Annotated in this window: 10 protein-coding genes; 2 read left to right on the plus strand and 8 right to left on the minus strand. The window is 67.1% G+C overall.

The window, feature by feature from the left end:
- From PO768_RS25830 to PO768_RS25860, 8 genes are all read right to left on the minus strand, one after another.
- Positions 1 to 666: type IV pilus assembly protein FimV (locus tag PO768_RS25830; RefSeq protein ID WP_272648339.1), on the minus strand; the 666-nt coding region annotated here is incomplete at its 3' end.
- Entirely contained in the window at positions 623 to 1,144 is a 522-nt protein-coding gene (locus PO768_RS29360) for a type IV pilus assembly protein FimV (protein ID WP_442953302.1), read from the minus strand. The genes PO768_RS25830 and PO768_RS29360, both read right to left, overlap by 44 nt.
- Positions 1,145 to 1,448: 304 nt before the next feature.
- Positions 1,449 to 2,579: an aspartate-semialdehyde dehydrogenase gene (gene asd, locus PO768_RS25835; protein ID WP_262972947.1), complete on the minus strand. Its 1,131-nt coding sequence runs from the start codon at positions 2,577 to 2,579 to the stop codon at positions 1,449 to 1,451.
- 86 nt (positions 2,580 to 2,665) lie between these two features.
- Positions 2,666 to 3,757: a 3-isopropylmalate dehydrogenase gene (gene leuB / locus PO768_RS25840; protein ID WP_272648340.1), complete on the minus strand. Its 1,092-nt coding sequence runs from the start codon at positions 3,755 to 3,757 to the stop codon at positions 2,666 to 2,668.
- 2 nt (positions 3,758 to 3,759) lie between these two features.
- A complete protein-coding gene (gene leuD, locus PO768_RS25845; protein WP_272648341.1) occupies positions 3,760 to 4,410 on the minus strand; it encodes a 3-isopropylmalate dehydratase small subunit in 651 nt (216 codons plus the stop codon).
- Positions 4,410 to 5,828 (minus strand): 3-isopropylmalate dehydratase large subunit, encoded by a 1,419-nt coding sequence (gene leuC / locus PO768_RS25850; RefSeq protein ID WP_272648342.1) that lies wholly within the window; start codon positions 5,826 to 5,828, stop codon positions 4,410 to 4,412. Before leuC ends, leuD begins: the two co-directional genes overlap by 1 nt.
- Entirely contained in the window at positions 5,825 to 6,736 is a 912-nt protein-coding gene (locus PO768_RS25855) for a LysR family transcriptional regulator (RefSeq protein ID WP_272648343.1), read from the minus strand. The genes leuC and PO768_RS25855 overlap by 4 nt, the downstream gene beginning before the upstream one ends.
- Positions 6,737 to 6,753: 17 nt before the next feature.
- Positions 6,754 to 7,917 carry a Bug family tripartite tricarboxylate transporter substrate binding protein gene (locus PO768_RS25860; protein WP_442953301.1) on the minus strand — a complete coding sequence of 388 codons (1,164 nt, stop codon included), beginning with the start codon at positions 7,915 to 7,917 and terminating at the stop codon, positions 6,754 to 6,756.
- Between the two features lie 254 nt (positions 7,918 to 8,171).
- On the opposite strand from PO768_RS25860, the gene PO768_RS25865 reads away from it, so the two are divergent.
- Positions 8,172 to 8,690 carry a molybdopterin-dependent oxidoreductase gene (locus PO768_RS25865; protein ID WP_137940575.1) on the plus strand — a complete coding sequence of 173 codons (519 nt, stop codon included), beginning with the start codon at positions 8,172 to 8,174 and terminating at the stop codon, positions 8,688 to 8,690.
- Between the two features lie 18 nt (positions 8,691 to 8,708).
- On the plus strand, positions 8,709 to 10,684 hold a 1,976-nt coding region (locus tag PO768_RS25870), incomplete at its 3' end, for a response regulator (RefSeq protein WP_272648345.1).

Consider the following 10,684-nt stretch of genomic DNA (forward strand, 5'->3'; position numbering starts at 1 on the left):
GGGCGCCGATGCGACCGGTGGCGCCGGCAGCGCCAGTGCGGGCGGTGCCGACGCGGCCGCCGTGCCGGTGTTCGCAGCGGGCGCGCTGGCAGCCGGCTTGGCCGCGCTGGAGAGCTTCTTCAGCTCCTCCACATTGCGGGTCAGTTCGGCCACCCGGGCGGCATCCGCCTTCTTCTCGGTTTCTTTCGATACCTTGGCCTCGACGGCCGCGCTGGCGGCTGCAGCCTTGCTGAGGGTCAGCTTGTCGGGGCTGGGCGCTGCGGCCGGCTTGCGGTCCTCGACCGCCGCCTGCACCTTGCCCTTGACCTGGCGCTGGCTCTCATCGAGCTTGAGCTCGGGAGCGGCACCGGCCAGGCGCTGCCGGTAGTTGCTGAAATCGGCGCTCTGCGCCTGGATGACTTCGCGCGCCTCGGCTGGCGCGATCGCGCTGAGGCTGTCGCTGCCCGGCACCTGCAGGACCACGCCCGACTTCAGCCGGTTCATGTTCTCGCCGATGAAGGCATCCGGGTTGCTGCGGAACAGGCCGACCAGCATCTGGTCCAGCGAGATTTCCCGGGGCTTGGTGCGGCCGGCGATGCGCGACAGCGAATCGCCCGGCTTGACCTTGTACTCGGACGCCGCGCTAGGGCTCGGCGCAGGCGCGGGCGCAGGACGTGGCGCGCGCACCGGCTCTGCCGGCGCCGCCTCGACTNACGGCCCGGGTCTCGGCCGGCGCGGTCGCGAAGGACGGGGCCGTCGTGACGGCCGGCGGCGGGCTCGGGCGCGCCAGATTTGGCGGATCAAACAGCAGCGTGTATTCGCGCACCAGACGGCCGCTGGACCAGGTCAGCTCCAGGATCACATCGACAAAGGGCTCTTGGACGGCCCGGTCGCTGTTGATGCGCAGCACCGGTCGGCCATCGCTGCGCCGCTCCAGCTGCACCTGGGTGCCGGTCAGCACGGCGTTGTACTCGACGCCGGTGGCGCGGTAGGAATCGGGAGGGGCGATGCGGACCTTGAGCGTGCCTGCCTCTTCGGCAGTCAGCGAACTGACGTCGATCTCGGCCTTGAGCGTTTCGCCCAGCGAGGATTGCACGGTCAGTTTGCCCAGTCCCAGGCTCCAGGCCGAGCCGCTGCCGGCAACAGCAAATGCCGCCATCGCCATATGGGCCAACGGGGTCAGGGCAAAGCGCCCCAAAGCGCTACGTTTTTGTTTCAAGGCGTCCCCCAAAGCAACAAGGCGGACACCGTCAGGTACCCGCCTGTTTCGACGATCTTTGTTCTCTTCTCAACAGCGCTAGGCGATGCTGTCCTCATGGCTCTTGCGATCCGAAATCACAACAGCATCAAGCATATACGCTGCAACCCTCATGCAAAGGCTGAATACGCCCCAGGACACCTGCCTGATTCACCGCCCGTTACAGGCTTGTCGTTTGCCGGCAACGGGCGGGGCTCGAAAACTGGGGAAATTACCGAGCCAGCAGGATGCGCAACATGCGGCGCAGCGGCTCGGCCGCGCCCCACAGCAGCTGGTCGCCGATCGTGAAGGCGCCGACATACTCCGGGCCCATGGCCAGCTTGCGGATGCGGCCGACGGGGATGGTCATCGTGCCGGTCACCGCCACCGGGGTCAGGTCTTGAATCGTCGCCTCGCGGGTATTGGGCACGACCTTCACCCACTCGTTGTCGGCGGCGATCATCGCCTCGATGTCGGCCAGCGGCACGTCCTTCTTCAGCTTGAAAGTCAGGGCCTGGCTGTGGCAGCGCATCGCGCCGACGCGCACGCAGAAGCCGTCGACCGGAATCGGCGCCGAGCCGAAGCCCTCGCCCAGGCCGAGGATCTTGTTGGTCTCGGCCATGCCCTTCCACTCTTCCTTGGACTGGCCGTTGCCGAGGTCGCGGTCGATCCAGGGGATCAGCGACCCCCCCAGCGGCACGCCGAAGTTGGCGGTTTCGGCCGCGCTCATGCCGCGCTGCGTGGCGATGACCTGGCGGTCAATCTCGAGAATGGCGCTCTTCGGGTCGTCCAGCAGCGAGCGCACCGAGGCGTTCAGCGTGCCGTACTGCGTCAGCAGCTCGCGCATATGTTGCGCGCCACCACCGGAGGCCGCCTGGTAGGTCTGGGTGCTCATCCACTCGACCAGACCGGCCTTGTAGAGAGCACCCACGCCCATCAGCATGCAGGAGACGGTGCAGTTGCCGCCGACCCAGTTCTTGCCGCCCTTGCTCAGCGCGTCCTTGATGACGGGCATGTTCACCGGGTCCAGCACGATGACGGCATCGCCGTTCATGCGCAGCGAGGACGCAGCGTCGATCCAGTGGCCGTTCCAGCCGGCCGCGCGCAGCTTCGGGAACACCTCGTTGGTGTAGTCGCCGCCCTGGGCGGTGATGATGATCTCGCAGCGCTTGAGCTGCTCGATATCGAAGGCGTTTTGCAGCTTGGTTTCGTTCTTCGCCTGCGCCGGGGCAGCGCCGCCGGCGTTCGAGGTGCTGAAGAACAGCGGTTCGATCAGATCGAAATCGCGCTCGGCCGCCATGCGGTCCATCAGCACGGAGCCGACCATGCCGCGCCAGCCTACCAGTCCTACCAATGTCGTCATCTTGAAATCCTCTTGATCACACACCCCAGTCTCTGTGCCCCGGCTCGCTTCGCCGGGGTTTGTGGGGGCGAGACGATCCGAGAGCTTCAGCTCGTGATGGTTTTGGTGGTGGTAATCGCGGCAACGACCGCATCACCCATCTCGCGCGTGCTCACCTTCTGGGTGCCCTCGCTCCAAATGTCCGCAGTGCGCAGACCTTGGGACAACACAGCGCCCACCGCCGCTTCGATACGAGCGGCAGCTTCGGGCTGGTTGAGGGTGAACTTGAGCATCATGGCAGCGGAGAGGATTGTAGCCAGAGGATTGGCGATTCCCTTGCCCGCGATATCCGGTGCGCTGCCATGGCTGGGTTCGTACAGGCCTTTGTTGTGCTTGTCCAACGAGGCCGAGGGCAGCATGCCGATCGAGCCGGTCAGCATCGCGGCCTCGTCCGACAGGATGTCGCCGAACATATTGCCGGTGACGACCACGTCGAACTTCTTCGGCGCCTTGACCAGCTGCATCGCCGCGTTGTCCACATACATATGGTCCAGCTCGACATCCGGATACTCGGCGCTGACCTCGATCATCACGTCCTTCCAGAACTGGAAGGTCTCCAGCACATTGGCCTTGTCCACCGAGGTGACGCGCTTGCTGCGCTTGCGCGCCGCCTGGAAGGCCACATGGGCGATGCGTTCGATCTCGGGGCGCGAGTACCGCATCGTGTCGAAGGCCTCCTCAGAGCCCGGGAAATGGCCGTCGACGGCGGTGCGGCGGCCGCGCGGCTGGCCGAAGTAGATGTCACCGGTCAGCTCGCGGATGATCAGGATGTCCAGGCCGGCGACCAGCTCGGGCTTCAGGCTCGACGCATGGGTCAGCTGCTCGTAGCAGATCGCCGGGCGGAAATTGGCGAACAGGCCCAGATGCTTGCGCAGGCCCAGGATGGCCTGCTCGGGACGCAGCGGGCGGTCCAGCTTGTCGTACTTCCAGTCGCCGACCGCGCCGAACAGGATGGCGTCGGCGTCCTTGGCCAGCTGCAAGGTCGATTCGGGCAGCGGGTGGCCGGCGGCCTCGTAGGCGGCGCCGCCCACCGGGGCGCTTTCCAGCGTCAGCGGCAGGTCCAGCACCTTCAGGACCTTGACGGCCTCGGCGACGATTTCGGTCCCGATGCCATCACCGGGTAGCACTGCAATTTTCATGGTCATCCGATCAGACGGTGGTTGAGCCAGGGCTTGCTGGCGATGCGTTCGGCCTCGAAGGCCTTGATCTTGTCGGCATGGCGCAGGGTCAGGCCGATGTCATCGAAACCGTTGAGCAGGCAGAACTTGCGGAAGGGCTGGACTTCGAACGCCAGCTCCGTGCCATCGGCCTTGATGACGAGCTGGCGCGCCAGATCGATGGTCAGCTGATAGCCCGGAAAGGCAAACACCTCATCGAACAGCTGGGCCACCTGGGCCTCGGGCAGCACGATGGGCAGCACGCCGTTCTTGAAGCAGTTGTTGAAGAAGATGTCGGCAAAGCTCGGCGCGATCAAGGCGCGAAAGCCGTACTGCTCCAGCGCCCAGGGCGCGTGCTCGCGGCTGGAGCCGCAGCCGAAATTGCTGCGCGCGATCAGCACCGAGGCGCCCTGGTAGCGCGGCTGGTTCAGCACGAAATCGGGGTTGGGCTTGCGGCTGGCCGGATCCTGGCCGGGCTCGCCCGCATCCAGATAGCGCCATTCGTCGAACAGATTCGGGCCGAAGCCGCTGCGCTTGATCGACTTCAGGAACTGCTTGGGGATGATCGCGTCGGTGTCGACATTGTCGCGATCCATCGGGGCGACGAGGCCCTTGTGAACGGTGAACTTTTCCATCACGAAATCCTTCGAACATCAACGAAATGGCCTTGCATCGCGGCCGCGGCGGCCATCGCCGGGCTGACCAGATGGGTGCGGCCGCCGGCGCCCTGGCGGCCTTCGAAATTGCGATTGCTGGTCGAGGCGCAGCGCTCGCCCGGCTCGAGCCGGTCGGCATTCATCGCCAGGCACATCGAGCAACCCGGCTCGCGCCACTCGAAACCGGCCGCCTTGAAGACCTGGTCCAGGCCTTCGCGCTCGGCCTGCTCCTTCACCAGGCCCGAGCCCGGCACCACCATGGCCAGTTTCACATTGGCGGCGATCTTGCCACCGACCCGGCGCACGACGGCCGCAGCCTCGCGCATGTCCTCGATGCGGCTGTTGGTGCAGGAGCCGATGAAGACCTTGTCGATCAGGATGTCGTTGATGGCCTTGTTCGGCTCCAGATTCATGTACTGCAGCGCCCGCTCGATCGCGCCGCGCTTGACAGCATCCTTCTCCTTGTCCGGATCGGGCACGCGGTCCTCGATCGACAAGACCATCTCGGGGCTGGTGCCCCAGGTGACCTGCGGGCGGATCTGGGCGGCGTCGAGCTCGACCACCTTGTCGAAGCTCGCGCCCGGGTCCGAGTGCAGGGTGCGCCAGTAGGCCACCGCCTGCTCCCATTCGACACCGCTGGGCGAGAAGGGTCGGCCCTTGCAGTAATTGATCGTCGTGTCATCCACCGCGATCAGGCCGGCGCGCGCGCCCGCCTCGATGGCCATATTGCAGACCGTCATCCGCCCTTCCATGCTCAGCGCGCGGATCGCCGAGCCGCCGAATTCGATCGTGTAGCCGGTACCGCCGGCCGTGCCTATCTTGCCGATGATGGCCAGCACGATGTCCTTGGCGCCGACGCCTTTCGGTGTCTGGCCCTCGACCTTGATCAGCAGGTTCTTGGCCTTCTTGGCCAGCAGGGTCTGGGTGGCCAGCACATGCTCAACCTCGGAGGTGCCAATGCCGTGGGCCAACGCGCCGAAAGCGCCGTGGGTCGAGGTGTGGCTGTCGCCGCAGACCACGGTCATGCCCGGCAGGGTGGCGCCCTGCTCCGGGCCGATCACATGGACGATGCCCTGGCGCTTGTCGCTCATCTTGAACTGGGTGATGCCGAAGCGGTCGCAGTTCTGGTCCAGGGTGTCGACCTGCAGCTTGGAGATCGGGTCGGCGATGCCCTGGCTGCGGTCGGTGGTCGGCACATTGTGGTCGCTGACCGCCAGATTGGCCGACAGGCGCCAGATCTTGCGCCCCGCCAGATCCAGACCTTCGAAGGCCTGCGGGCTGGTCACCTCATGGACCAGATGGCGGTCGATATAGAGGGTGGCCGTGCCGTCCTCCTCGGTGTGGACGACATGCTCGTCCCAGAGCTTGTCGTAAAGCGTGCGAGCTGCAGTGGTCATGGCTGGCTTTCTACGGGGATGTTGGGGAGGGGGCAGAGGGCATCGACAAAGCGTTGCACCACGGTGGGCAGGCGCTCCTGACGCTGCACACCCAGACAATAGTCGCGCGCGGCCCAGGCTTCATCGAGCACGAGATGACTGACCGCGAAGACACGCGAGAAACGTTCGGCCGGCACCGAGGGCAGCACCGCCACACCCAGGCCGGCCTCGACCAACTGGGCAATCGCATCGAAGCCGCGCACCTGCAGGCGCGCGTTCAGCGTGCGGCCGCGCGACAGCGCCTGCTCGCGCATCAGCTGCTGGGCGCTGGCGCCGGCATGCAGGCCGATCAGGTCGTAGTCGAGCAGGTCGGAGAAGCTGACCGAGGGCTGCCGCGCCAGCCCATGGTCCCTGGGCACCAGCACGGCCAGCCGGCTCTGGGCATAGACCCAGGCCTGGACCCGGTTGTCCAGCAGCGGCGGCGTGAACACGCCGATATCGGCGCGGCCCTCGGCCACCGCCGCCTGCACCTCGGCGCTGGTCTGGTCTTCCAGGCTGATGCGGATCTGCGGATGGGCCTGGCTGAAAGCGGCCAGATCGGCCGGCAGGCATTCGGCGATGGCGCCGCTGTTGGCGGCGATGCGCAGATGGCCCTTGATGCCGCGTGCGAACTCGACCACCTCGCTCTCCAGCGCATGCAGCGAGGCATGCAGCGAGCGGATGTGGCGCACCAGCGCGCGGCAGGCCTCGGTCGGCTCGACGCCGCGGGCGCGGCGCTCGAACAGCTGCACGCCCAGCCGCGCCTCCAGGTCGGAAACCCGCTTGGATGCCGCCGCCAGCGCCAGGTGCTCGCGCGCCGCGCCGGCGGTGATCGAGCGGGTCTGCTCGATCGCCAGCACGAGGTTCAGCGTGGTCAGGTCCAGGCGCATGGCGGCGGCGGCTTTTATTACTCGGCGTTGATGCCGGCGGCCTGCACGGCCTTGGCCCACTTCAGCGTTTCCTTGGCCGCGAACAGGCCCAGCTCGGGCGGCGTGCTGGGCGTCAGCTCGAAGCCCGACAGCGCCAGCTTGGCCTGCACGCTCTTGTCGGTCAGCGCCGAGCGCACCCACTGGTTCATCTTCGCGAGCACCGGCTCGGGCGTGCCGGCCGGCGCNGGCGTGCTGGGCGTCAGCTCGAAGCCCGACAGCGCCAGCTTGGCCTGCACGCTCTTGTCGGTCAGCGCCGAGCGCACCCACTGGTTCATCTTCGCGAGCACCGGCTCGGGCGTGCCGGCCGGCGCATACATCGCAAACCAGGCCGTCATCTCGAAGCCCGGCACGACGCTCTTGGTCATCGTCGGCACGCCCGGCAGCATCGGATGCTCCTTGCCCGAGGTGACCGCCAGCGCGCGCAGCTTGCCGGCCTTGACCTGGGGCACGCCCGAGGCCAGATCACCGAACACCAGCTGTATCGTGCCGCCCATCGTGTCCGTCATCGCCGGCTGCACGCCCTTGTAGGGAATATGGGCCATCACCAGCTTGTTGGCATGCACCAGCGCATGGCCGGGGATCAGGCTGCCGCTGGAGCCCGAGCCCCAGGCCAGCTTGTCCGGATTGGCCTTCACATAGGCGACGAACTTCTCGGCCGTGTCGGCCGGCACCGTCGGGTTGACCAGCATGATGAAGGGGATCTCGGCCAGGCGGCTGACCGGCGTGAAGTCCTTGATCGGGTCATAGGGCAGCTTGCGGTACAGCGAGGCATTGGCCGCGTGCGTGGTGCTGGTGGCGATCAGGAAGTTGTAGCCGTCGGGGGCGGCCTTGGCGGCCGCGCCGGTGCCCAGCGTACCGTTGGCGCCGGGCTTGTTGTCGACAACGACCGCCTGACCGGCGGCCTTGCCCACATGCTCGGCCAGCACCCGGGCCAGCTGATCGGTGGCGCTGCCTGCCGGGAAGGGCACGATCCAGTTCAGGCCGCGCTGCGGATAGCCGGCCGGCAGCTCGCTCTTGGGTGAGGCCAGCAGCGTCGTGCTCGCCGCCATCAAGCCCAGGCAGACGGCGAGGCGCCGACGGGCGGCGGACGGGCTGGAAATCTTCGACACAAGCATGGCAGTCTCCGCTTTGATAGGGGGCATCGACCCGTCGCCGGGCCGGCAGCTCGCACGATAGCCTTCGTAGCTCCGCTTGATCTACTCAAGCTGCCAATTAAGACTTCGCGCCAAGCGAAGTCTCGCAGATTACCGGCTCCTGCGGCAATGCCCGGATTTGGCCGCCCCGCAGCGGCTTGTTCGAGTCGCCAGCGGCAGCGAGCCGTGCCATGATCGCTGCAAATTGCTGCGCCGCACACCGGCCGGCCACGAGTCAGAGGCTCGCACTCGGGGAGTATCGAATGAACGAGAGTTTGCTGCGTCGGCGCCTGCTGGCCGTTGGCCTGGGCTTGCTGGCCCCCTGGATGCCGGCCCGCGCGCTGGACAAGCCGCAAGGCCGGGTCGTGCTGACCCTGGGCGGCCGGCTCGGCGCCAGCAACCAGGGCGATGGCAAGGCCGGCTTCGATATGAAGATGCTGGAGCAACTGCCGCAGAAAAGCTTCACGACCCAGACGCCCTGGTATCCGGCGCCGATCAGCTTCACCGGCCCGCTGCTGCGCGATGTGCTGGCCGCCGCCGGCGCCAAGCCGGGCGGCAAGATCGTGCTGACCGCGCTGAACGGCTACAAGGCCGAGATGCCCTTCGATGACGCGCTGCGCTTCGATGTCATCGTGGCGCGGCTGATGAACGAGCGGCCGATGCCGGTGCGCGAGAAAGGGCCGCTGTTTGTGGTCTACCCCTTCGACAGCCGGCCCGAGCTGAAGGCCGACCTCTATTACGGACGCTCGATCTGGCAGCTGCGCTCGCTGGACATCCAGTAAGACCGGAGGCCGCTCCCCATGATCATCTCCGGCAAGCGGCTGCTGAGCCTGATCGTTGTGGCCCTGGTGATGGCCTATCTGGCCATTGCCGCCCTGCTCTACCAGCAGCACCGCAGCATGAGCGAGGCCACGCAGCGCGGCGATATCAATGCGCTGTGGTATTTCCTTCAGCTCAATGTCGAGTACGAGCGCTTCGACCATGCGCTGCATCAGCAGCTGCTGCAGCCCCGGCAGCTCGATATGGACGAGCTGCAGCTGCGCTACGACCTGTTCCTGAGCCGCTTCAGCACCATAGAGAGCGGCACGGCGCGCAGCCTGATGGGTGACGCGCCGCTGTATGCCGAGGCGATGCAGAAGATGCAGCACTTCGTCGAGGCCGGCGACCGGCTGATGGGCCTGGCGGCCGATACGCGGCAGGCGAGCGTGCATCTGCAGCGTCTGCGCGATGAGCTGCAGGCGCTGAGCACGCCGCTGACCGATCTGTCGCTGGCGGCCTCGCGCCTGTCCGGCGAGGTCAGCGACCAGCGCCACGCCAGCCTCGGCCACCAGGCCCGGCTGACCAGCGCGCTGACCGCTTTTCAGGCCTTGCTGACCTTCTGCCTGGCGCTGGCGATGAGCCGCCAGTTCCTCAAGCGCGAGAAGGCCAGCGCGCTGGCGGTCGCGGCCAAGACCGAGCTGGTCGAGACCTTGAAGCGCAATGAGGAGCTGCTGGCCGAGCGCATCGCCCAGCGCACCGCCGAGCTGCGCGAGGCCAATGAGGCGCTGCGGGCCCAGGGCGAGGAACTCGAGCATGCGCGTGAGCGCGCTGAAGGAGCCTCGCAGCTGAAGTCAGACTTTCTGGCCAATATGAGCCACGAGATCCGCACGCCGATGAACGCAGTGATCGGCATGAGCCATCTGGCGTTGGGCACCGAGCTGAACCCCAGGCAGCGCGGCTATATCGAGAACATCCAGCGCAGCGGCCGCCATCTGCTGGGCCTGATCAACGACATCCTGGATTTCAGCAAGATCGAGGCCGGCAAGCTGGAGGTCGAGATCATCGACTTCGAGCTGCAGCGCGTGCTCGACGATATGCAGCTGTTGCTGGAAGAAAAATGCGCGGCCAAGGGCCTGACGCTGGCCATCGAGCGTTCGCCGGGACTGCCCGACTGGCTGCGCGGCGACCCGCTGCGCATCGGCCAGATCCTGATCAACTATGCCAACAATGCCGTCAAGTTCACCGAGCACGGCGGGGTGCGCGTGCGGGTCAGCGAGCGTGCGCGCGAGGGTGATCGCCTGCTGCTGCGCTTCGAGGTGCAGGACAGCGGCATCGGGCTGACGGCCGAGCAGCAGGCCCGGCTGTTCCGCTCCTTCGAGCAGGCCGACAGCTCGACCACCCGCAAATACGGCGGCACCGGGCTGGGGCTGGCGATCAGCAAGAGTCTGGCCGAGCTGATGGGCGGCGCGGTGGGCGTGAGCAGCGAGCCCGGCCACGGCAGCTGCTTCTGGGCCGAGCTGTGGCTGGAGATCGGCCAGGCCAGCGACGCCCAGGGGCGGCGTGCCGGCCCGCTGCCGTCGGAGCTGTCGGCACTGCGCGGCGCCCGTGTGCTGCTGGTCGACGACAACGATCTGAACCGCGAGATGGCGGCCGAGCTGCTGGAGGGTCAGGGCCTGATCGTGGTGCTGGCCGAGGACGGCCAGCAGGCGCTGGACCGGCTGGATCAGGCCCGGTTCGACATCGTCTTGATGGACATGCAGATGCCGGTGCTGGACGGGCTGGAAGCGACCCGCCGCATCCGCGCGCGGCCCGAGTGGGCGGGCCTGCCGGTGCTTGCGATGACGGCCAATGCGATGCGCAGCGACCGCGAGCGCTGCCTGGCTGCAGGCATGAACGACCATATCGCCAAGCCGATAGAGCCCGACGAGCTGTTCGCCCAGCTGCTGCACTGGCTGCCGGCGCGGGCGGGCGCCGCGCCTGCTGCGCCTGCCGAGGCGGCCGACGCGAGCTCCACCGA

This window comes from Paucibacter sp. XJ19-41 (assembly GCF_028462495.1).
Classification (GTDB): domain Bacteria; phylum Pseudomonadota; class Gammaproteobacteria; order Burkholderiales; family Burkholderiaceae_C; genus Roseateles_E.